Origin of the sequence: Bradyrhizobium sp. U531 (genome assembly GCF_051710265.1) — a bacterium.
Taxonomy (GTDB): domain Bacteria; phylum Pseudomonadota; class Alphaproteobacteria; order Rhizobiales; family Xanthobacteraceae; genus Bradyrhizobium.
This window is the reverse complement of the sequence record NZ_JASVEN010000001.1, coordinates 1,787,340-1,806,881: the sequence shown is the minus strand read 5'-3', so window position 1 is coordinate 1,806,881 and position 19,542 is coordinate 1,787,340. Positions and strand designations below refer to the sequence as shown.

The 19,542-nt window shown below is 65.5% G+C and carries 22 protein-coding genes; 15 read left to right on the top strand and 7 right to left on the bottom strand.

The genetic code is table 11. The annotated features are described in order from the left end of the window. Position 1: 1 nt before the first annotated feature. Positions 2–370, top strand: a complete 369-nt coding sequence (locus QRQ56_RS08925; RefSeq protein WP_438739168.1) for a GFA family protein — start codon at positions 2–4, stop codon at positions 368–370. Between the two features lie 94 nt (positions 371–464). Then, positions 465–1,280 (top strand): DUF4886 domain-containing protein, encoded by an 816-nt coding sequence (locus QRQ56_RS08920; RefSeq protein ID WP_438739167.1) that lies wholly within the window; start codon positions 465–467, stop codon positions 1,278–1,280. A 101-nt stretch (positions 1,281–1,381) separates the two neighbouring features. On the opposite strand, the gene QRQ56_RS08915 is transcribed toward QRQ56_RS08920, so the two are convergent. Continuing rightward, positions 1,382–2,152 (bottom strand): exodeoxyribonuclease III, encoded by a 771-nt coding sequence (locus QRQ56_RS08915; protein ID WP_438739166.1) that lies wholly within the window; start codon positions 2,150–2,152, stop codon positions 1,382–1,384. 40 nt (positions 2,153–2,192) lie between these two features. On the opposite strand from QRQ56_RS08915, the gene QRQ56_RS08910 reads away from it, so the two are divergent. Next, positions 2,193–2,414 carry a cysteine rich repeat-containing protein gene (locus QRQ56_RS08910; protein WP_438739165.1) on the top strand — a complete coding sequence of 74 codons (222 nt, stop codon included), beginning with the start codon at positions 2,193–2,195 and terminating at the stop codon, positions 2,412–2,414. 142 nt (positions 2,415–2,556) lie between these two features. Here the strand turns inward: QRQ56_RS08910 and alr are convergent, their stop codons facing one another. Then, positions 2,557–3,843 carry an alanine racemase gene (gene alr, locus QRQ56_RS08905; protein WP_438740118.1) on the bottom strand — a complete coding sequence of 429 codons (1,287 nt, stop codon included), beginning with the start codon at positions 3,841–3,843 and terminating at the stop codon, positions 2,557–2,559. Positions 3,844–3,906: 63 nt separating this feature from the next. After that, entirely contained in the window at positions 3,907–5,415 is a 1,509-nt protein-coding gene (locus tag QRQ56_RS08900) for a replicative DNA helicase (protein WP_438739164.1), read from the bottom strand. Positions 5,416–5,965: 550 nt separating this feature from the next. On the opposite strand from QRQ56_RS08900, the gene QRQ56_RS08895 reads away from it, so the two are divergent. The 4 genes from QRQ56_RS08895 to QRQ56_RS08880 all read left to right on the top strand — a co-directional run bounded on the left by QRQ56_RS08895 (position 5,966) and on the right by QRQ56_RS08880 (position 8,598). Next, entirely contained in the window at positions 5,966–6,172 is a 207-nt protein-coding gene (locus QRQ56_RS08895) for a transcriptional regulator (RefSeq protein WP_438739163.1), read from the top strand. A 294-nt stretch (positions 6,173–6,466) separates the two neighbouring features. Continuing rightward, positions 6,467–7,411: a hypothetical protein gene (locus tag QRQ56_RS08890; protein ID WP_438739162.1), complete on the top strand. Its 945-nt coding sequence runs from the start codon at positions 6,467–6,469 to the stop codon at positions 7,409–7,411. Between the two features lie 111 nt (positions 7,412–7,522). Beyond that, positions 7,523–8,119 carry a TetR/AcrR family transcriptional regulator gene (locus QRQ56_RS08885; protein WP_438739161.1) on the top strand — a complete coding sequence of 199 codons (597 nt, stop codon included), beginning with the start codon at positions 7,523–7,525 and terminating at the stop codon, positions 8,117–8,119. An 11-nt stretch (positions 8,120–8,130) separates the two neighbouring features. Beyond that, positions 8,131–8,598: a PaaI family thioesterase gene (locus QRQ56_RS08880; protein WP_438739160.1), complete on the top strand. Its 468-nt coding sequence runs from the start codon at positions 8,131–8,133 to the stop codon at positions 8,596–8,598. A 112-nt stretch (positions 8,599–8,710) separates the two neighbouring features. Here QRQ56_RS08880 and rplI read toward each other — a convergent pair whose 3' ends face one another. From rplI to rpsF, 4 genes are all read right to left on the bottom strand, one after another. Beyond that, the gene (gene rplI, locus QRQ56_RS08875; RefSeq protein WP_438739159.1) at positions 8,711–9,310 is read right to left on the bottom strand and encodes a 50S ribosomal protein L9; all 600 of its coding nucleotides are present in this window, start codon (positions 9,308–9,310) and stop codon (positions 8,711–8,713) included. Between the two features lie 49 nt (positions 9,311–9,359). After that, the gene (locus QRQ56_RS08870; protein ID WP_438739158.1) at positions 9,360–10,340 is read right to left on the bottom strand and encodes a hypothetical protein; all 981 of its coding nucleotides are present in this window, start codon (positions 10,338–10,340) and stop codon (positions 9,360–9,362) included. Positions 10,341–10,471: 131 nt separating this feature from the next. Then, positions 10,472–10,711, bottom strand: a complete 240-nt coding sequence (gene rpsR / locus QRQ56_RS08865) for a 30S ribosomal protein S18 (protein WP_007592020.1) — start codon at positions 10,709–10,711, stop codon at positions 10,472–10,474. A gap of 5 nt (positions 10,712–10,716) precedes the next feature. Next, positions 10,717–11,226: a 30S ribosomal protein S6 gene (rpsF, locus tag QRQ56_RS08860; RefSeq protein ID WP_438739157.1), complete on the bottom strand. Its 510-nt coding sequence runs from the start codon at positions 11,224–11,226 to the stop codon at positions 10,717–10,719. A 342-nt stretch (positions 11,227–11,568) separates the two neighbouring features. On the opposite strand from rpsF, the gene QRQ56_RS08855 reads away from it, so the two are divergent. The 8 genes from QRQ56_RS08855 (at position 11,569) to QRQ56_RS08820 (ending at position 19,539) form a co-directional block, all read left to right on the top strand. Next, the gene (locus QRQ56_RS08855) at positions 11,569–12,264 is read left to right on the top strand and encodes a TetR/AcrR family transcriptional regulator C-terminal domain-containing protein (protein ID WP_438739156.1); all 696 of its coding nucleotides are present in this window, start codon (positions 11,569–11,571) and stop codon (positions 12,262–12,264) included. Between the two features lie 3 nt (positions 12,265–12,267). After that, positions 12,268–13,293 carry a fatty acid desaturase family protein gene (locus tag QRQ56_RS08850; RefSeq protein ID WP_438739155.1) on the top strand — a complete coding sequence of 342 codons (1,026 nt, stop codon included), beginning with the start codon at positions 12,268–12,270 and terminating at the stop codon, positions 13,291–13,293. 205 nt (positions 13,294–13,498) lie between these two features. After that, positions 13,499–14,458: an ACP S-malonyltransferase gene (gene fabD, locus QRQ56_RS08845; protein WP_438739154.1), complete on the top strand. Its 960-nt coding sequence runs from the start codon at positions 13,499–13,501 to the stop codon at positions 14,456–14,458. A gap of 12 nt (positions 14,459–14,470) precedes the next feature. Then, positions 14,471–15,208 carry a 3-oxoacyl-[acyl-carrier-protein] reductase gene (gene fabG / locus QRQ56_RS08840; protein WP_438739153.1) on the top strand — a complete coding sequence of 246 codons (738 nt, stop codon included), beginning with the start codon at positions 14,471–14,473 and terminating at the stop codon, positions 15,206–15,208. A gap of 315 nt (positions 15,209–15,523) precedes the next feature. After that, positions 15,524–15,763, top strand: a complete 240-nt coding sequence (locus tag QRQ56_RS08835; RefSeq protein ID WP_008130699.1) for an acyl carrier protein — start codon at positions 15,524–15,526, stop codon at positions 15,761–15,763. 108 nt (positions 15,764–15,871) lie between these two features. After that, a complete protein-coding gene (fabF, locus tag QRQ56_RS08830; protein WP_438739152.1) occupies positions 15,872–17,137 on the top strand; it encodes a beta-ketoacyl-ACP synthase II in 1,266 nt (421 codons plus the stop codon). Between the two features lie 125 nt (positions 17,138–17,262). Beyond that, complete coding sequence (mltG, locus tag QRQ56_RS08825; protein ID WP_438739151.1) at positions 17,263–18,537, top strand: endolytic transglycosylase MltG; 1,275 nt, start codon at positions 17,263–17,265, stop codon at positions 18,535–18,537. Between the two features lie 114 nt (positions 18,538–18,651). After that, positions 18,652–19,539: a YicC/YloC family endoribonuclease gene (locus QRQ56_RS08820; protein ID WP_438739150.1), complete on the top strand. Its 888-nt coding sequence runs from the start codon at positions 18,652–18,654 to the stop codon at positions 19,537–19,539. Positions 19,540–19,542 lie beyond the last annotated feature (3 nt).

The window sequence follows — 19,542 nt, the reverse complement described above, 5'->3', positions numbered from 1 at the left end:
CATGCCGATCGAGGCAAGCTGTCATTGCGGTGAAACGGTGTTCGAGGTGACGGAGGCGCCAGCGAGCGTGACGCGCTGCACCTGTTCGCTCTGCGCCAAGCGGGGCGCGTTGTGGGCCTATTACACGCCGGCGCAGTTCCGCCTGCTGTCGCCGCCCGGCAGCGTCGCGACCTATCTCTGGGGCAGCCGCACGGTCAAACACCATTTCTGCGCGAATTGCGGCTGCGGCACCTATTCGGAGTCGCCGGACTGGTCGAGCGGCAAGCCGGATTTCGACAATCCCAAGGTCGCGGTGAACGCGCGCCTGTTCGACGAATTCGATCTGGACGCCGTGCCGGTGAACATGATCGACGGGAAGAATTTGTGGTGAGCTTGCAAGGCGCATGTCCGCTGCGCGTTCGTGCTCTTGAGGCGATTCTGAAAAGCTGATTTGTTTCCGGCCCGAGAAAAAAGGGGAGGAAGCCATGATGCGTCTTGTTGCGCGAGTGATGCTTGCAATGTGTCTGGCCGTTGTATTGGGGTCCCATGCGCAGGCGCAGACCAAGCCGAAGGTCACGACCTCCGGGCCCGACGTCCCCAAGGCAGCGCTGTTCGTCGGCAACAGCTTCTTCTACTACAACAACGGCATGCCCGGACATCTCACCTTCATGGAGCGGGCTGTGGATCCCGCCAACAAGGCGGCCTATCGCAATACCATGGCGACGATCGGCGGCTCCGGCCTCGATTGGCACGACATGGACAATCTGCTGCGGCCGGGCGGCCTCGGCGCATATTCCTTCGACGAGCAGAACAACGTCATCTTCAACAAGCCGGGCCGGCAATACGATGCCGTCGTGATGATGGATTGCAGCCAGTGTCCGATCCATCCGCAATTGAAGGACGCCTTCACGACCTTTGCGAAGAAGGACAGTGAGATCGCCCGCGCCCACGGCATGCGGCCGGTGTTCTTCATGTCCTGGGCCTATGCCGACAAGCCCGAGATGACGGAGCAACTGGCCGAGGCCTATACGATCGCAGGCAACGCCAACGACGCGCTGGTCATTCCAGCGGGTCTCGCCTTCGCGCGCGTGCGAAAACTGCAACCGGAGCTCAATCTCTACGCACCGGACAAGCGGCATCCGTCTCCGGCGGGCACCTATCTCGCGGCCTGCGTGACGTTCGCTGCGCTGACGGGGCGTTCGCCGGTCGACAATGCCTACACCATGGGACTGGACGCGCAGACCACGCAGCTGCTGCAAAAGGCGGCGTGGGATACGGTGCAGGACTATTACGGGCGGTGACCTTGTAGGATGGGTAGAGCGAAGCGAAACCCATCATCTCACGCGCGAATAGCGATGGGTTTCGCTTCGCTCTACCCATCCTACGGCACCGTCATCGAGGCTTATTTCAACACCACCCACGCCGGCGCGTGATCGCTGGCGCCTTCCTCGCCGCGGACCTTCCTGTCGACACCGGCCTTCGACAACCGCGACACCAGCGCAGGGCTGAGCAGCAGATGATCGAGCCGCAGGCCCGCATCGCGCGGCCAGCGGTTTCGCTTGTAGTCCCAGAACGTGTAGATGCGCTCGTCCGGATGCAATTCGCGGATCGCATCGCACCAGCCTTGCTTGATGAGCGAGGCATAGGCGGCGCGGCTCTTCGGTTGGATCAGCGCGTCCTTGTCCCATGAGCGCGTCGGATAGATGTCGATCTCCGTTGGCGCGACGTTGTAGTCGCCGGCGAGCACCACGGGCAGATCCTGCTTGATGAAAGTGTTGGCGTGGCGCTTGAGGCGCGCGAACCAGTCCAGCTTGTAGTCGAATTTCGGGCCCGGCTGCGGATTGCCGTTCGGCAAATAGATGCTGGTGACGATGACGCCGCGCACGGCGGCCTCGATGTAGCGGGCTTCGCGATCGCCGGGTCTTCCAGGCAAGCGGTCGCGGGTGAGAATGGGATCGGCCTTCCGGGCGAGGATGGCGACCCCGTTCCAGGTCCTTTGTCCGTGCCAGACTGCGCCATAGCCGGCCTTTTCGATCGCGGCCGCCGGAAATTCGCCATCACTTGCCTTCAACTCCTGAAGCGCGACGACATCGGGCTTTGCCGCGCGCAGCCATGCCAGGAGATTGGGCAGGCGGCGGTTGATGTTGTTGATGTTGAATGTCGCGATCTTCATGTAGAGCTACCGGCTCTTGCCGCCCCATCCCGGAGATATCATGTCCAAGTTGAACTTTGCCGCCATCGTCGTCGCCGTCGCGCTCTCCGGGCTCGCGTCGGCACAATCATCCGACCCACGCGGCGCCTGCAAGACCGACTATGACAAATTCTGCGCCGGCATCGCGCCGGGCGGCGGCCGCGTCGTTGCCTGCCTCACCGAGAAGCGCGACCAACTCAGCGCGACCTGCAAGGCGGCGCTGGACAACAGAAAGAAGAAGTAAGCGAACTGTTCCGTGTCCCGGACGCGCAAAGCGCGAGCCGGGACCCAGAGCGACGCGGCAAACTCTTGAGAGAGATGGGCCCCGGCTCAACAGCGCACCGCTGATGTAGCGCTGCGCAGCGTTCGGGGCAGGAGAGCGTTGATTAGCCCGGCAGCGGCGGCGGGGCTGCGGGCGGCTCGATCGGCGGCGGCGGCGGCGGAGAGGGCGGCTGCGCGGCGATCGGCACGGGCTCCGGCCTTGCCAGCGGCTCCTCCACATTGCCGCCCTTGTAGACGCGGGCATAGCGGTGGCCGAGGCTGGTCAGCACCTCGTAGCCGATCGTGCCGAAATGATGCGCGAGCTCGTCGACGGTGATGCCTTCGCCGATCAGCGTCACCATGTGGCCGCGACGCGCCGCGTTCGGAGCTAAGTCGGTGATGTCGATCGCGATCAAATCCATCGACACGCGGCCCGCGACCGGACAGCGCTTGCCGGCCACGACGACTTCGGCGCCGCGGGTGCCGTCATTGGAGCTGGCGGCGCGGAAATAGCCGTCGGCGTAGCCGACCGCGATGATGGCGAGCTTCGTAGGCCGCCGCGCGGTCCAGGTGCCGCCATAGCCGACGCTCTCGCCGCGCTCGACATTGCGGATCTGCACGATGCGCGCCTTGAGGTCCACCACCGGCTGCATCGGGTTGTCGGCCTCGGGCGTCGGATTGACGCCGTAGAGTGCCGCGCCCGGCCGTACCAGGTCGAACTGGAAGGGCGCTCCGAGGAAGACGCCCGAAGAATTGGCGAGCGCCGCCGGCACGCCGGAGAATTCGCTGGCAATGCCGCGGAAGGCTGCGAGCTGCTTGGCGTTGACGGGGCTGTTGAGCTGCTCGGCCGAGACCAGATGGCTCATCACCAGTGTGATGCCGTGGTCGCCGGCATTGATGCGGGGGATGATGGCCTGCGCTTCCGACAGCGTCAGCCCGAGCCGGTTCATGCCGGTGTCGACATGGATCGCAGCGCCGCCGTTCCAACCCGTGCGGCGGCAGAACACATCCCATTCGGCGAGCTCGTTGAGATCGCCGATCACGGGGCGGCAATTGATCTTGGCGTAGTGCTCGCCGGTGTTCTGGAAGTAGCCGCCGAGCACGTAGATCGTGGGCTCGGGGACGGCCGCGCGCACCTTGCGCGCTTCCTCGATGGTGGCGACGAAGAAGGTCTTGCAGCCGGCCTTGTTCAGCGCACGCGCGACCTGTTCGGCACCGCAGCCATAGGCGTCGGCCTTGATCACAGCCGAGCATTCGGCCGGTACCGCCGTCTTCTCGAGCTTGCGCCAGTTGGCGATGATGGCGTCGAGGTCGACGGTCAGCACGCCGCCATAGGCCGCGAGCGCGGCAGCCTGATTGGCCTCCGCGGAGAGAATGCCGGATTGCGGGTTCATGTTCGGGTCGGACGCCATTGTCATGGCGTCGTTTTACGCAAGAGGCGGATACTGTTCAAGGAACTCTGCGGTTCAAGGAACTCAGTAGTCGTTGCTGCTGCGAACCGGCAGCTGACTGTCAGGCGCGAGGTCGCCGAACCGCGTGACCGAGGCTTCGAAGGCCAGATCGACGGTGCCGGTCGGGCCGTGGCGCTGCTTGCCAATGATGACTTCGGCCTTGCCGTGCGCAAGGCTCATATCCAGCTGCCACTTCTCGTGCTCGGGCGTGCCCGGGCGCGGCTCCTTCATCGCGAGGTAATATTCCTCGCGATACACGAACAGCACGACGTCGGCGTCCTGCTCGATCGATCCGGATTCACGCAGGTCGGAGAGCTGCGGCCGTTTGTCGTCGCGGGATTCGACCTGGCGCGAAAGCTGCGACAGCGCGATCACGGGAACGTTGAGCTCCTTGGCCAGCGCCTTCAGGCTGGTCGTGATCTCCGTGATTTCCTGCACGCGATTATCGCTCCGCTTGCCGGAGCCCGAGAGCAGCTGGATGTAGTCGATCACGAGCAGGTCGAGGCCCTTCTGGCGCTTCAGCCGGCGCGCGCGCGCCATCAGCTGTGCGATCGACAGGCCGCCGGTGGCGTCCACGTAAAAGGGCAGCGACTGCAGCTCGATCGAGACCTCCCGGATCTTGTCGAAATCGGCTTCCGAGATGCCGCCGCGGCGGATGTGGGAGGAGGGGACGCCGGTGCGCTCGGCCACGATACGCGTGGCGAGCTGGTCGGCCGACATTTCGCAGGAGAAGAAGCCGATCACGCCGCCATTGGCCGCCTTCGTGGTGCCGTCGGCCTGGACTTCCGGAACGTAGGCGCGCGCGACGTTGTAGGCGATGTTGGTCGCAAGCGAGGTCTTGCCCATGCCGGGGCGGCCCGCGACGATGATGAGGTCGGAGTGCTGCAGGCCACCCATCTTGGTGTCGAGGTCGCGCATGCCGGTCGAGATGCCGGACAGTTTTCCGTCGCGCTGGAACGCCTTGGCCGCGAGATCGACCGCGACCGCCAGCGCCTGCGAGAATTTCTGGAAGCCGCCGTCATAGCGGCCGGACTCGGCGAGCTCGTACAGCTTTCGCTCGGCGTCCTCGATCTGCGCCCGCGGCTGGAAGTCGACCGGCGCGTCATAGGCGACATTGACCATGTCCTCGCCGATGCCGATCAGATCGCGCCGCAATGACAGGTCGTAGACGGTGCGGCCGTAATCCTGGGCGTTGATGATGGTGGTCGCTTCGGCGGCGAGGCGCGCAAGATATTGCCCGATGGTCATGCCGCCGACATCGGTATCGGCCGGCAGGAACGTCTTGAGCGTCACCGGCGTCGCGATCTTGCCCATCCGGATCAGGCTGCCGGCGGTCTCGTAGATCGTCTGGTGCAGCGGCTCGAAGAAATGCTTCGCCTCCAGGAAGTCGGAGACGCGATAAAAGGCATCGTTGTTGACCAGAATCGCGCCCAGAAGGCTCTGCTCCGCCTCGATGTTATGCGGCGCGCTCCGATAGGCGGGAGTTCCGGCATCGGGCGCGAGTTTGAGAACGTTCGAATCAGTCAGGGCCATGGTCGGACGTGCTTAGCAATTTTCTTGGGCGGATGCGGGGCCGGGATAAAGCGCCGCCGCAAGCCAAAGCGGAAGCAAAAGCTGGACGCTATCAACCGATCTAAAAAATGGTGGATGATTGGCAGTCGCGGCACGCGCCGCGCTTGACGGATTTTTGCGGAACTTGCGCGGCCCAAAAGCGCCCCGACCACGCCACGGAAATATCCTGAAACCGTGAACCTAATAAATAAGCGCGCAGACGTATTGAAGAGCGCGCCAAACGGCACGCGGTTTGGAGCTTTCGGCTCGCTTCAGACCAGCAGGAGATAGACCAGCGCAACCAGAGCGGCCCCGACGCCGGTGACGATCAGGGCATAATCGGTGCGGAGGTCGTCCTGCACGTCAAATGAGGTTTGGGTCTCTTTGCTCATGGCGACGGTCTAAGCCAGGCCCGACCAGACTTATGTGAAGTGGATCACATCTTCCCGGATTCTTTCGGGGTTATGAGCGGAACGGGCGGTCGTGCCGGGGATTGTCTCCCGCGGTCCGCCAACAGGGAACGAGGCAAGCGATGCGGCCAGAACGGCAGCACCAGAACTGGCGAAGCGAGGCGGGCAGCCGGCTTTGGCTGTCGGGGCTGATCGCGGCCATGGAGCACGCCGAGCAGCCCGAAGTGCGTCGCCAGCCCGTCGCCCCCGAAATCCTGGTGGAACTGCGGGCGCAACTGGCGTTAACGGCGCTTTTCCGGTCCGCCCCGATTTCCACCTCGCGCCACTAGGATCCCTTCACCTTTCGAGTTTCGGTGAGTTGCGGCTTGCGCTTGCAGGCTTGGGCCTGATCGCTCCCGCGCGCGCGGGGCAGCGGGTCAGCTTTTAGCGGCATGTCGTCGCGCCTGACCGGCCACGCCCTGACGCGGCTATTGCGCTGAGTTCACAGCCGATATTCCAAAGCGGCTTAATCACATCCTTGCGCATGCAGGCTGCTTCCATTCGCGGCTCAATCGGCTAAAAGGTGACCCGCCGCCGTGCCGGGTGCCGGCTGCACCTCTCGGAATTCAATGGAGATGATGGGAATGTCGAGCCGAGCGCTCAGCCTCGCGACGGTGTTGCTTCTGATCGGCTTCGGCGCGGCCGATCCGGTATTTGCGCAAGCGACCAACCTCGAGGCCGGCAAAACCCCGTCCCAGCTTTTCGCGCAGACCTGCAACGCCTGCCACAAGAGCCCGCGCGGACTTCTCAAATCCGTCGCGCCGGGCTCGCTGCCGGGCTTCCTGCGTCAGCACTACACCACGAGCTCGGACATGGCGGGCATCCTCGCCTCCTACCTCGTCTCCAACGGGGCCACCGACACCCGTTACCAGGCCAAGGACGGCAAGAAGGACGGCGCCAAGGAGAAGGACGCGAGCACCAATACCGAGCATCAGGGCCGTCGCCCGCGCGGCCAGGACGCCGCCAAGCCGGAAGGCGAGGCCGCGGCTCCCGCTGCAGAAGGCGCGCGCCAGAAGCGTGCCGCGCGTCCCGCCGAAGAGGGCGCGAAGCCTGAAGGCCAGGCTGCGCCCGAAGGACGCAAGGGCAAGCGACGCGCCAAGCCCGGCACCGAGGAAGCTCCGAAGGTCGATGCCGCCGCGCCCGCAAGCGAGAAGAGCGAACCCAAGACGGAGTCGGCCAAGCCTGAGTCCGCTAAGCCTGAGTCCGCGAAGCCCGAGAGCCCGAAGGCTGAGCCCGAAAAGCCTGCCGAGGCCAAACCTGCCGAGGTCAAGCCGGACAGCAGTGCCAAGGTCGAGCCGCGCAGCAGCGACACGCCGGCACTGCGGCCCGATCCGGTCCCGCAGGTGACGCCGGCAGCGCCGGCCGCCGCCAAGCCCGCCGAGCCGGCCGCACCCAAGGCGGCGGAAGAGGCGGCTCCGAAGCCTGCCGCCAACGCCGAACCGGCCCCGGCGCCGAAGCCGCAGGAACAGGCTCCCTCGGCGCCAGCCCAGTCCTCCGGCGGTCCGCCGGCACCGCCGATCTCGCGCTGAGCCAACCTCCAGTTTTCAATCGAACCTGAGAAGGCCGCGTCAGTCGCGGCCTTCTCGTCGTATTGACCGTCATTGGAGTCGTGCTCTAGAGTAGAACTCTAGGAGGAGTCGATGACGGTGAGCGTGCGGGACGATTTGTTGGCGGCCGGGCTGGTCGTGTTCGATCGCGTCGGCTTCGAGGCTGCGACCGTCGCCGCGATCCGCACCCGGGCGCGCGCCTCCAACGGCAGCTTCTTTCATGTGTTCGGTTCGAAGAAGGAGCTTGCCGGCGCCCTGTTCCTGGAGGTGCTCGGGCACTACCACGCCGCGGTGCTGGCTGCCCTCGATCCTGCTCCCGAGGCCGAGCAGGGCATCGATTGGCTGATCCGGGCGCATCTCGACTGGGTCGTCACCAGCCGCCGCGAGGCGCGCTATCTCTTCGAGATCTCGCGCAGTGAGTGGGGCGAGGATGTCCGCGACGCCCAGCGCGCGCAGAATGCGCGGCTCGCAGAGGGGATCGAGCGCTGGCGGGCGCCGCTGGTTGCAAGCGGCGAGCTGCTGCCGATGGCGCCGGTGATGTTCGTCAGCCAGCTGATCGGGCCCGCGCAGATCTTCTGCCGCGCCTTCCTGTCGGGACGCGACCGCATTGACCCGCGCAACGAAGCCGACACGCTGGTCGCCTGCGCCATTCGCGCGCTGGTGCCGCCGGACCGCATCAGGAAGCAATGAGGAGAGGCCCCATGCGTTACGAAGCAGACCCGGAATTCGCAGCCGTCGCCGAGCGCATCCACAGCAATGTCGGCCGGCAGGGCTTCATGAATTTGGTCGGCGCTGAACTCTCGGAGTTGACGCGCGGCACTTGCACGATCGCGGTGGACCGCCGGCCGGAGCTGCTGCAGCAGCACGGCTTCTTCCACGGCGGCGTCACCGCCTTCCTCGTCGACAACGCCACGACGATCGCTGCCGCGACCTCGCGCGGCCAGCCGGCGCTGACGGCGGAGTACAAGCTCAATCTGTTGTCGCCTGCGGTTGGCGACAAGCTGATCTGCCGCGCCCGGGTGATCAAGCCGGGCCGCCAGGTCTCGGTCGTTGCCGCCGACGTGTTCTGCGTCAGCGACGGCGTCGAGAAGCACACGGCAACGGCGCTGGCCTCGATCGCGATGCTGAACGAAGACGTCGGCGCCAAAACGAAAAGCCCGGCCGCCTGAGGCGACCGGGCTTCGCTGTTCCCTGTCATTGCCGGGCCTGACCCGGCAATCCATCAAAGAAGTTCTTCGACGATGGAAGCGCGGGTCAAGCCCGCGCACGACGAGTTGCTGCCTACTTCTCTTCGGCGGCCGGAGCCGGCTCGGCGTCGTCTTGCTGGGCTTCCGGATCGAAGAACTCGCCGGCGGCGGCGATCGCTTCGGCGGCCGCGTCGCGGTCCTCGTTGCGGGTCGAGATGTCTTCGCCGCGGTTGATGCGCTCGGCCTCGTCCTGGCTGCGCGCAACCGTGACGGTGATCTCGACTTCGACTTCGGGGTGAACCGCGACGGTGATCGAGCGCTTGCCGATGACCTTGATCGGTGCGTCGAGCTGGATCTGCGGGCGGGCCAGCGAAATGCCGTCGGCTTCGAACGCCATCACGATGTCACGCACGTTGACCGAGCCGAACAGCTGGCCGGCTTCCGACGCCTGACGGATCACGACGATGTTCTTGCCTTCGATCTTCTCGGCGACCTTGGACGCCTCGCCCTTCGAGGCGAGGTTGCGGGCCTCGAGGTCGGCCTTCATGCCGTCGTACTTGGCCTTGTTGTCGGCGGTGGCGCGCAGCGCCTTGCCGCGCTTGAGCAGGAAATTGCGGGCATAGCCGTCGCGAACCTTCACGACTTCGCCCATCTGGCCGAGCTTGCTCACGCGTTCCAGCAAAATGACTTCCATATTCGTTCTCCTTTGAAGTGCTCTCTGAGGTTTAGGTTTCGGGTTGAACTCAAGGGGTCGGCAGTGGCGGCGGCTGCCGGCTGCGCAGGAAGCGCTCGCGGAAGCCGAACACGGCATCCGCAAGGCCGAGAATGACCATCGCGATCACGGGCCATCCGAACACGACCACGACGGCGTAGGTCGAGCCGAGCCAGAACGTGCGGCTCTTCAGCGCCAGCGTGAGGGTATGCAGCACGGCGAAGCCGGTCAGCGCATAGGCCATCATCAACGCCGCCGCGGCGATCTGCGCGGCGATCGCGAGCAGCCCGCCGGTGAAGCAGAAGGCGAGCGCGATGCAGAGGCCCACCAGCGTCATCGGCGGCAACTCCGCCGTCATCATGTCCGGCCATGGACGCCGCAGCCGGCCCGACGTCGCCGTGACCTTGGCGCTGAGCCAGAGGTTGAGGGTCAGCGTCATCATCGCGATGATGGTGGCGCCTGCCGGTGCGATGCGCACCATCGCGTCGACGAACTGGCCGATTTCGCCGGAGCTTTGCGGGTCGGTGGCGCGGAGGAGGCGCATCAGGCCGCGCCGCAGCGTGCCCATGATGGTCTCGGCGTCGGTCCCGAGCGTGAGCAGGGCGGCGATCGTGGTCAGCGTGGCGAAGCCGGCGATCCACAGCAGGATGCGGCCGACCGGATACCATTCGAGCTCAGGCTCGGCAGGCGCATCAGTGGCGGCGGCGGCGGGCGTGACGGGTCCCGCGGCACGGCTGAGCAGGACGAGATGGCCGAGCCACCACGCCGGAAGGGCGACGGTGACGGCGAACGCGATGCAATAGGGCAGGCCGAACAGGGCGCCGAGGCCGATCGCGGCCGCGATGCCGCCGAGGCTGGCGCACAGCGGACCCCAGCCGATCGCGGCGACCATCAGCGGGAGCGGGGCGAGATAGAACAGGACGAGCGAGATCAGCGCGCCCGAAATGATCGAGGCGAACATCAGAGCCGACGCAGCGCCGGCGATCAAGGCTATCAGCACAAATGCCATCATCAGCTGTCCCGCTCCCTTCGAGCGGTTAGAGGCGTCTCGCCCCAACCATCGGCGACCGGACGACCCGGAAGCCTTATGAGTTCGAAAAAGGTTCGGCCGGCGGCTCAGGGCCGCCGGCCGAATTGGTCGTATCAGCGAATAACGTAGGGCAGGAGGCCCAGGAAGCGCGCGCGCTTGATGGCGCGGGCGAGCTCACGCTGCTTCTTCGCGGACACCGCGGTGATGCGGCTCGGCACGATCTTGCCGCGCTCGGAGACGTAACGCATCAGCAGCTTGGAGTCCTTGTAGTCGATCTTGGGAGCATTGGCGCCCGTGAACGGGCAGCTCTTGCGACGACGGAAAAACGGACGGCGTGCACCAGCTTCAGCCATTGATCTTACTCCCCATCCGTCGTGGTGGTGGTTTCAGCGTCTTCGCGCGGACGGCGCGGGCCGCGATCACCGCGGAAGCCACCACCGTCACGATCGCCACCACGGAAACCGCCTTCACGGTCGCCACGGAAACCGCCGCCGCCTTCACGATCGCGGAAGCCGCCGCCACGATCGTCACGCTCGCGATCGCGATCGGCCTTGCGCATCATCGCGGACGGGCCTTCCTCGAGTTCCTCGACGCGAACGCTGAGATAGCGGATCACGTCCTCGCTGATGCGCTCCTGGCGCTCGATCTCGGCGATCGCCGCAGCGGGCGCGTCGATGTTGAGCAGCACGAAGTGCGCCTTGCGGTTCTTGTTCATGCGGTAGGTGAGGGAGCGAACGCCCCAATTCTCGGTCTTGGTGACCTTGCCGCCGAGACCTTCGACGATGCCGGTCATCTGCGCAGTCAGTTCTTCGACCTGCTGCGTGCTCGCGTCCTGACGCGCGAGAAAGACATGCTCATAGAGAGCCATGATGGTCCTTTCCTCGTGTTGGCGCATCGCCCGGCGTCAAGCCCTTAAGAGGCCTTCGGAAAGGACTCTGGGATTAAGCTCAGAAGGCGGAAACACGGGACGACGGGCCGACTGGCCCTGCCACACCAAAATCACGAATGATTTGCTGAGACCGTCCGTTCAGCTCCCGGCCGAGGTCTGCGGATGCGCGCCTTATACGGATTCTGGCCGGCTTTGCAAGGTTGGAGGGCCGGGTTTCGGTCCCGGTTGCCGGCGGAGGTCGCCGGCGCGCACCCTCCAATGCCATGCCGCCTTGATTTATTTGTTTGTATGTCATACAAATAAGTCGGCGAGGAGGCCCCAATGGTGGAAAACTCGGTCCATGAGGCGGTTGAGGTGGCGGGCGATCCCAAGCACGCCGCCCGCGCGACGCGCTCGGCCGGCCGCAAGATGCGCTCGCTGCTGCTGGATGCGGCGAGCCCGCTGTTCCGGGAGCGCGGGCTGTCGGGCACGGCGATCGCCGACATCGCGACTGCCGCGGACGCATTCCCGAGCCAGATCACCTATTACTTCCGCACCAAGGAGGCGCTGTTCGTCGAATGCGCCTGCCGCGACCTCTTGTATCTGGCGCGTGCGACCGAGCAGGCGGCGCTGAAGGCGCGCACGCCGCGGGACTACACGCATGCCCTGGCGGAGACCGTGACGGCGAGCGATTCAATCGCCTTCTTTGCCGAAGCCCTGACCTTGACGCGGCGCCGCCAGGATCTGGCGCCGCTGGTCGAGCGCACCATCGAGCGCCTGCACAGTGAAGGCGCTCGCGCCTATGCCAGCCAGGTGGCGCGGCACGGCTGGCGTTCCCTGCGCGCGCCCGACGAAAGCTCGCGGCGCTTCTGGGCCGTCGCCATCGGCGTCATTCTCGAAGGCTATGCGATGGGCCGCTCGGCGGAGGCGCTGTGCGCCGAGATGCTGCGCGTGCTCGGCGAGCAGGCGAAATCGACCGGCGATAGCGCGCGTCTGCGGCTCGTCGACGACGCGTCACATTCGAATGATGAGGGGTAGGCCATGACCGCGCTTCGCATGCGGGCCCGCGACTTCCTGACCGACGATCAACTCGCCGACGTGCGCCAGCGCGTGACATGGAAGGGCGTCGCCCTGATCGCGCACGCCTGGGCGCTGATCATTGGTGCGGTTGCGCTGGTTGCGTGGTGGCCCAATCCCGTCACCTATGTTCTCGCCGTCGCCATCATCGGCTCACGCCAGCTCGGCCTTGCGATCCTGATGCATGACGGTGCGCATGGCTGCCTGTCCGCCGACGAGAAAACCAATCTGACGCTGAGCCAATGGTTCTGCGCCTATCCGCTGTTTGCGGAGACGCGCGGCTATCGGCGTTATCATTTGCAGCATCATGCGCGCACGCAGCAGGAGGACGATCCGGATCTCGTGCTGTCGGCGCCGTTTCCGATCACGAAGCTGAGCTACCGCCGCAAGTTCATCCGCGACATCACCGGACAGACCGGCTACCAGCAGCGCAAGGCACAGCTGCTCAACGCGCTCGGCTCGAAGGACTGGCCGTGGCGGCAGCGCCTGGCGCATTTCTGGGAGAAGCTCGGCCCTCAATGTCTCGTCAACGCCGCGATGTTTGCGGGCCTCGCGGCGGCCGGCGTGTGGTGGGCCTATCCGCTGCTATGGCTTGTGCCGCTGCTGACCTGGATGATGGTCATTACTCGCATCCGCAACATCGCCGAGCACGCCGTCGTTCCCGACAGCAACGATCCCTTGCGCAACACGCGCACCACGCACGCCAATCTTCTCGAGCGCCTGTTCATCGCGCCGTACTACGTGAATTACCACCTCGAGCATCATCTGCTGTTCTACGTGCCCTGCTACAATCTGCCGAAGGTGCATCGGCTGCTGAGCGCTAGCCGGCATGCGGGCCGCATGGAGGTGCAGCCGGGCTACGCCGCCGTGCTGCGGCTGGCGACGGCCCGGCCCGACCGGGATGACCGGCCCGGCGAGTTGGTGAACAGCGCGCGCCGTGCGCAGGCGGGCGGAAAGGTCGACGCCAACCAGACCGCCGGCGGGTTCTGACGGGGGGCATATCCCCAGTTGAACGCCGGCGGGGGTTCCCATCTCGGCTTGACAGTCCGGCCCCTGACAGTGTCTACGGCCCCCTCTAGAGCATGATCCGGAACCATGGCCGAGGGAACCGGGTACCAAGGAACCAGGCACCACGGCCGCGCGTAATCGGCTGCCGGTTCTCAGGCGGGATCGTGCCGACAAGCAGGGAGCGCCGATGACGGCAGCATTCACATTTCCGGGGCAGGGATCCCAGGCGGTTGGCATGGGCAAGGCCTTGGCCGACGCCTTTCCGGTGGCGCGCGCCGTGTTCGACGAGGTCGATGCCGCGCTTGGGGAAAAGCTGACGGCGATCATCTGGGATGGTCCGGCCGAAACCCTCCAGCTCACCGAAAACGCCCAGCCGGCACTGATGGCGGTGTCGATCGCCACCCTGCGCGTGCTGGAAGCTGAAGCAGGTTTTTCCGTGGGGCGGGATGCTGCCTTCGTCGCCGGCCACTCGCTGGGTGAATATTCGGCGCTGGCCGCGGCCGGCAGCCTGACGGTTTCGGATACCGCCCGTCTGCTGCGCACCCGCGGTCGTGCCATGCAAAAAGCCGTGCCGGTCGGCGCCGGCGCGATGGCCGCTCTGCTCGGCCTCGATTACGAAGCCGCCATGGAGGTCGCCAAGGAGGCGGCGCAGGGCGAGGTCTGCCAGGCCGCCAACGACAACGGCGGCGGCCAGGTAGTCGTCTCCGGCGACAAGGCCGCGGTCGATCGCGCCGTCGAGATCGCCAAGACCAAGGGCGCCAAGCGCGCGATGCTGCTGCCGGTGTCCGCGCCGTTCCATTGCAAGCTGATGCAGCCCGCCGCCGACGCGATGGCCGAGGCACTGTCGAAGGTCACGATCAAGGCGCCTGCCGCGCCGCTGGTGTCGAACGTGCTGGCAAGCGCGATCACCGATCCCGACGAGATTCGTCGCCGCCTGGTCGAGCAGGTCACCGGCACGGTGCGCTGGCGCGAGTCGGTTGCCTATATGGCAGGACAGGGCGTCACCCGTTTCTTCGAGATCGGCGCCGGCAAGGTGCTGACCGGTCTCGTCAAGCGCATTGCGGACGGTGCGGTCGGCGTTGCGGTCGGTGGACCCAATGACGTCGCCGCCGCCAAGGATGCACTGGCCGCCGCGAAGCAGGCCTAGAGGAGTTTTTCAATGTTCGACCTCACTGGCAAAAAGGCGCTCGTCACCGGCGCGACCGGCGGCATCGGCGGCGCAATCGCGCAGGCGCTGCACGCGCAGGGCGCGACCGTCACGATATCCGGAACGCGCAAGGAAGTGCTGGACGAGCTGGCCGGCAAGCTCGGCGAGCGCACCCATGTGCTGCCCTGCAACCTCTCCAAGGCCGACGAGGTCGAGGCGCTGGTGCCCGCTGCGGAAGCTGCGATGGGGCAGGTCGACATTCTCGTCGCCAATGCCGGCATCACCCGCGACAATCTCTTCGTGCAGCTCCGCGACGAGGACTGGGAGGAGGTCATCAACATCAACCTGACCTCGACTTTCCGCCTGGCGCGTGCCGCCACCAAGCTGATGATGCGCAAGCGCTTCGGCCGCATCATCGCCATCACCTCGGTGGTCGGCGTCACCGGCAATCCCGGGCAGGGCAATTACACCGCATCGAAGGCGGGCCTGATCGGCATGATCAAGACGCTGGGCGCCGAATACGCCAAGCGCGGCGTGACCGCGAACTGCATCGCGCCGGGTTTCATCAAGACGCCGATGACCGACGCGCTCAACGACAAGCAGCGCGAAACGATTCTGACCAAGGTTCCGGCCGCCCGCCTGGGGACGCCCGAGGACATCGCCGCGGCCGCAGTCTACCTGAGCTCGAACGAGGCGGCCTACGTCACCGGCCAGACCATCCACGTCAACGGCGGCATGGCCATGATCTGACGGGCAGCGTTCCGCACTGCCCGCATGGGGCGGTGCCGGATGCGGCAAACGGCCGTTTCCGGTGGGAAATGAGGCTTGTAGTCAAGGCAATTGAAGTATGATAACCGGACCTTCAACGGATGGGCAAAGAACGCCATTGCAGGTTTTTGAAACCCTGTATATTGGCGATGCGGAGCCTTGGCCGTCGTTCGCCGGGCCCTGTGTCGGTTAGGATGGGGCCAATCAAAGTTCGTAAGCGAAGGCAAGTAACACGACCACGACGGCTCGTATCGTCCCGGGGGGTCGGGTCTACAGGGAACAACACGAGGTTAAGCAATGAGTGACATTGGCGAGCGGGTTAAGAAGATCGTGGTCGAACACCTTGGTGTTGAACCCGAGAAGGTTGTCGACGCTGCGAGCTTCATCGACGACCTCGGCGCCGACAGTCTGGACACCGTCGAGCTGGTGATGGCGTTCGAAGAGGAATTCGGTTGCGAGATTCCGGACGACGCTGCGGAAACGATTCTCACCGTCGGCGACGCCACGAAGTTTCTCGAGAAGAACGCGAAGAGCTAAGGCTCTTCATTTTCGCGGGGACAACATTGAAACCGGACGGGCCGCTTCGCAGCGGTCAGCCGGTTTCTTGTTATTGGCCGTGAAGCTTTCGATGCGGAGTTATCGGATATGAGGCGGGTTGTCGTCACGGGTCTCGGCATGGTCTCGCCACTCGGTTGCGGCGTCGAGCCGACCTGGAAGCGCATTCTCAACGGCGAAAGCGGTGCGCGCATGATCGAGAGCTTCGACGTCTCCGATCTTCAGACGAAATATGCCTGCACCGTCGTGCGCGGCGACGGCACCAACGACACCTTCAATCCCGACAAATGGATGGAGCCGAAAGACCAGCGCAAGGTCGACGACTTCATCATCTTCGGCATGGCCGCCGCCGGCCAAGCGCTCGACGATGCCAACTGGCATCCCGAGACCGAAGAGGACAAATGCGCGACCGGAACCATGATCGGATCCGGCATCGGCGGCCTCAGCGGCATCGCCGAGACCGCGATCCTGCTCAAGGAGCGCGGACCGCGCCGGGTGTCGCCGTTCTTCATTCCGGGCCGCCTGATCAATCTGGCTTCCGGCTACGTCTCGATCGCGCACGGGCTGAAGGGGCCGAACCATTCGGTAGTCACGGCCTGCTCGACCGGCGCGCATGCCGTCGGCGATGCCGCCCGCCTGATCGCGCTGGGCGATGCCGACGTGATGGTGGCAGGCGGCGCGGAGTCGCCGATCAGCCGCATCGGCATTGCCGGCTTCAACGCCGCGCGTGCGCTCTCCACCGGCTTCAACGAGACGCCCGAGAAGGCCTCGCGTCCCTATGACAAGGACCGTGACGGCTTTGTGATGGGCGAGGGCGCCGGCGTCCTGGTGCTCGAGGAGCTCGAGCATGCGAGGCGCCGCGGCGCGAAGATCTATGCCGAGGTGATCGGCTACGGTCTGTCGGGTGACGCCTATCACATTACCTCGCCGTCGCCCGATGGCGATGGCGGCTTCCGCAGCATGTCGGCGGCGCTCAAGCGCGCCGGCCTCACCGCATCCGATCTCGACTACATCAACGCCCACGGCACCTCGACGCCGCTCGGCGACGAGATCGAGCTCGGCGCGGTCGAGCGCCTGCTCGGCAATGCCGCCTCCAAGGTCGCGATGTCCTCGACCAAATCCTCGACGGGCCATCTGCTCGGCGCGGCCGGCGCGATCGAAGCGATCTTCGCCATTCTCGCGATTCGGGATAATGTCGTGCCGCCGACCATCAATCTCGACAATCCGTCGGTGGAGACCGCGATCGACCTCGTGCCGCACAATGCCAAGAAGCGTGAGGTCAATGTCGCGTTGTCGAACTCGTTTGGTTTTGGCGGCACCAATGCCTCTGTGATCGTCCGGCGTTTGGCCAATTAGTTTGCGTTTGAGACGAATCCACCGTTTTGCCGTATTCGGCGATAGTCATGGAAGTGGGCGCGTGCATTTGGCTCGGCAAGCGATTGTCGGGCCGCTATTGAAACGGCAGGATTCAGGTTGCTTCGATGAGTGAAAGGCCGCCCATTTCGCCCCGGAGTCCGCGGGCAGCGCTTGAGCCCGAGCAGCTCCCGCCGCCGCCGAAGCGATCGGACCGCGCGCGCAATCCCTTCGTGGTCGTCGGCAACGCCATCATCACGCTTCTGCTGATCGCCATGCTCGGCGCCGGCGGCGTCTATTATTACGGCCGGCAGGTGCTGGAAGCCCCCGGTCCGCTGAAGGACGACAAGATCGTCAACATCCCGCAGCGCGCTGGCAAGCGCGACATCGCCGAGACGCTGAACCGGGAAGGCGTGACCGACATCAATCCCTGGGTGTTCATCGCCAGCGTTGCTGCGTTGAAGGCGAGCTCGGACCTCAAGCCGGGTGAATATGCGTTCCAGAAAAATGCGTCCCTGCGCGACGTCATCGGCACCATCGTCGAGGGCAAGGTGGTGCAGCATTCGGTCACGATTCCGGAAGGCCTGACCTCCGAGCAGATCGTGGCGCGCCTGTCCGACAACGACATCTTCACCGGCAGCGTGCGCGAGCTGCCGCGCGAAGGCACGCTGCTGCCGGAGACCTACAAGTTTCCGCGCGGCACCCCGCGCGATCAGGTGATCCAGCGCATGCAGCAGGCGCACAAGCGCGTGCTCGGCGAGATCTGGGAGCGCCGCAATCAGGACATCCCGGTCAAATCGCCGGAGCAGCTGGTGACGCTGGCCTCGATCGTCGAGAAGGAGACCGGCAAGCCCGACGAGCGCAGCCGCGTCGCTGCTGTGTTCACGAACCGGTTGAAGCAGCGCATCAAGCTGCAATCCGATCCGACCATCATCTACGGCCTCGTCGGCGGCAAGGGCACGCTGGGCCGACCGATCAAGCGCAGCGAGATCACGCAGCCGTCGCCCTACAATACCTACGTGATCGAAGGCCTGCCGCCGGGCCCGATCTCCAACCCCGGCCGCGCCTCGCTGGAGGCTGCCGCCAATCCGGCCCGCACCCGCGACCTCTATTTCGTCGCCGACGGCACCGGCGGGCACGCCTTCACCGAAACCTACGACGCGCACCAGAAAAACGTCGCCAAGCTGCGCGCGATGGAAAAGCAGATCCAGAACGACACCGTCGAGCCGGCCGAGGATGCGCCGCCCGCTGCGGCCGCCGCGCCCGGTGCCGCCGATACGCCGACGGCGACCACGCCGGCCCGGCCCAGCCAGCAGAAAAAGCCGCCGGCGGCACGGCCCGCGGCTCCCGCACCGGCGCGGCAGGGCGCGGTGCAGCCCTCGCCGCCGGTGGTGCAGCGCTAGGCCAGCCGCAGAGCTGCCTGCGGACTTTGCGGATTCCACTTTCCTGCAAAATAGTCTTAAGTTTCGCGTGGCTTGATGCCCCGCGAATCCCGCGTTTCTGGAGAATTTGACCTGATGGCGCTGTCGTCCATGACCGGCTTTGCCCGTAGCCACGGTGCAAGCGGGCCGTACACGTTCGAATGGGAACTGAAGTCGGTCAACGCCAAGGGCTTCGACCTCAGGGTGCGGCTGCCGCAGGGGTTCGACGAGCTCGAGGCGCACGCCAAGAAGCGCGCCGGTGAGCTTCTGTCGCGCGGAACCGTCTACGCCAATCTCACCGTTAAGCGCACCAATGCAGCCGCCACGGTCCGCATCAATGAGGACGTGCTCAATGCGGTGCTGAAGGCGGCCGCGGTGATCTCCGGCAAGGTCGACGCCGTGGCGCCGAGCGTCGACGGCCTGCTCGCCATCAAGGGCGTCGTCGAAGTGGCCGAGCCCGAGGGCGACGAGGAGGAGGACAAGGCCGCGCGCGCTGCCGCTGCCGCGGCCTTCGACAAGGCGCTCGACGAGCTCGTTGCGATGCGCAACCGCGAGGGTACGTCGCTCGGTCAAATCCTGACCCAGCGCGTGGACGAGATCGAGCAGCTCGCCAGGAAGGCGGAAGCCGCGCCGGGCCGCAAGCCCGAGGCGATCAAGGCGAGGCTCGCCGAGCAGATCGCGACGCTGCTGGACACCTCCGACCGTTTCGATTCCGACCGCCTGATGCAGGAGGCGATCCTTATCGCCACCAAGGCCGACATCCGCGAGGAGCTCGACCGCATCGCCTCGCACGTCGCGCAGGCGCGCGAGCTGATCGGCAAGGGCGGCCCGATCGGCCGCAAGCTCGACTTCCTGGCGCAGGAGTTTCACCGTGAGGTCAACACCTGCTGCTCGAAGTCGAACGACATCGAGCTGACCAATACGGGCCTCGCCATGAAAAACGTGGTCGAGCAGTTCCGCGAGCAGGTCCAGAATCTGGAGTGATCG

What these genes read in the sequence shown, in the direction of transcription:
- QRQ56_RS08925 (WP_438739168.1), top strand. Translation starts at nt 2, where the DNA reads ATGCCGATCGAGGCAAGCTGTCATTGCGGTGAAACGGTGTTCGAGGTG.
- QRQ56_RS08920 (WP_438739167.1), top strand. Translation starts at nt 465, where the DNA reads ATGATGCGTCTTGTTGCGCGAGTGATGCTTGCAATGTGTCTGGCCGTT.
- QRQ56_RS08915 (WP_438739166.1), bottom strand. Translation starts at nt 2,152, where the DNA reads ATGAAGATCGCGACATTCAACATCAACAACATCAACCGCCGCCTGCCC.
- QRQ56_RS08910 (WP_438739165.1), top strand. Translation starts at nt 2,193, where the DNA reads ATGTCCAAGTTGAACTTTGCCGCCATCGTCGTCGCCGTCGCGCTCTCC.
- alr (WP_438740118.1), bottom strand. Translation starts at nt 3,843, where the DNA reads ATGGCGTCCGACCCGAACATGAACCCGCAATCCGGCATTCTCTCCGCG.
- QRQ56_RS08900 (WP_438739164.1), bottom strand. Translation starts at nt 5,415, where the DNA reads ATGGCCCTGACTGATTCGAACGTTCTCAAACTCGCGCCCGATGCCGGA.
- QRQ56_RS08895 (WP_438739163.1), top strand. Translation starts at nt 5,966, where the DNA reads ATGCGGCCAGAACGGCAGCACCAGAACTGGCGAAGCGAGGCGGGCAGC.
- QRQ56_RS08890 (WP_438739162.1), top strand. Translation starts at nt 6,467, where the DNA reads ATGTCGAGCCGAGCGCTCAGCCTCGCGACGGTGTTGCTTCTGATCGGC.
- QRQ56_RS08885 (WP_438739161.1), top strand. Translation starts at nt 7,523, where the DNA reads ATGACGGTGAGCGTGCGGGACGATTTGTTGGCGGCCGGGCTGGTCGTG.
- QRQ56_RS08880 (WP_438739160.1), top strand. Translation starts at nt 8,131, where the DNA reads ATGCGTTACGAAGCAGACCCGGAATTCGCAGCCGTCGCCGAGCGCATC.
- rplI (WP_438739159.1), bottom strand. Translation starts at nt 9,310, where the DNA reads ATGGAAGTCATTTTGCTGGAACGCGTGAGCAAGCTCGGCCAGATGGGC.
- QRQ56_RS08870 (WP_438739158.1), bottom strand. Translation starts at nt 10,340, where the DNA reads ATGATGGCATTTGTGCTGATAGCCTTGATCGCCGGCGCTGCGTCGGCT.
- rpsR (WP_007592020.1), bottom strand. Translation starts at nt 10,711, where the DNA reads ATGGCTGAAGCTGGTGCACGCCGTCCGTTTTTCCGTCGTCGCAAGAGC.
- rpsF (WP_438739157.1), bottom strand. Translation starts at nt 11,226, where the DNA reads ATGGCTCTCTATGAGCATGTCTTTCTCGCGCGTCAGGACGCGAGCACG.
- QRQ56_RS08855 (WP_438739156.1), top strand. Translation starts at nt 11,569, where the DNA reads ATGGTGGAAAACTCGGTCCATGAGGCGGTTGAGGTGGCGGGCGATCCC.
- QRQ56_RS08850 (WP_438739155.1), top strand. Translation starts at nt 12,268, where the DNA reads ATGACCGCGCTTCGCATGCGGGCCCGCGACTTCCTGACCGACGATCAA.
- fabD (WP_438739154.1), top strand. Translation starts at nt 13,499, where the DNA reads ATGACGGCAGCATTCACATTTCCGGGGCAGGGATCCCAGGCGGTTGGC.
- fabG (WP_438739153.1), top strand. Translation starts at nt 14,471, where the DNA reads ATGTTCGACCTCACTGGCAAAAAGGCGCTCGTCACCGGCGCGACCGGC.
- QRQ56_RS08835 (WP_008130699.1), top strand. Translation starts at nt 15,524, where the DNA reads ATGAGTGACATTGGCGAGCGGGTTAAGAAGATCGTGGTCGAACACCTT.
- fabF (WP_438739152.1), top strand. Translation starts at nt 15,872, where the DNA reads ATGAGGCGGGTTGTCGTCACGGGTCTCGGCATGGTCTCGCCACTCGGT.
- mltG (WP_438739151.1), top strand. Translation starts at nt 17,263, where the DNA reads ATGAGTGAAAGGCCGCCCATTTCGCCCCGGAGTCCGCGGGCAGCGCTT.
- QRQ56_RS08820 (WP_438739150.1), top strand. Translation starts at nt 18,652, where the DNA reads ATGGCGCTGTCGTCCATGACCGGCTTTGCCCGTAGCCACGGTGCAAGC.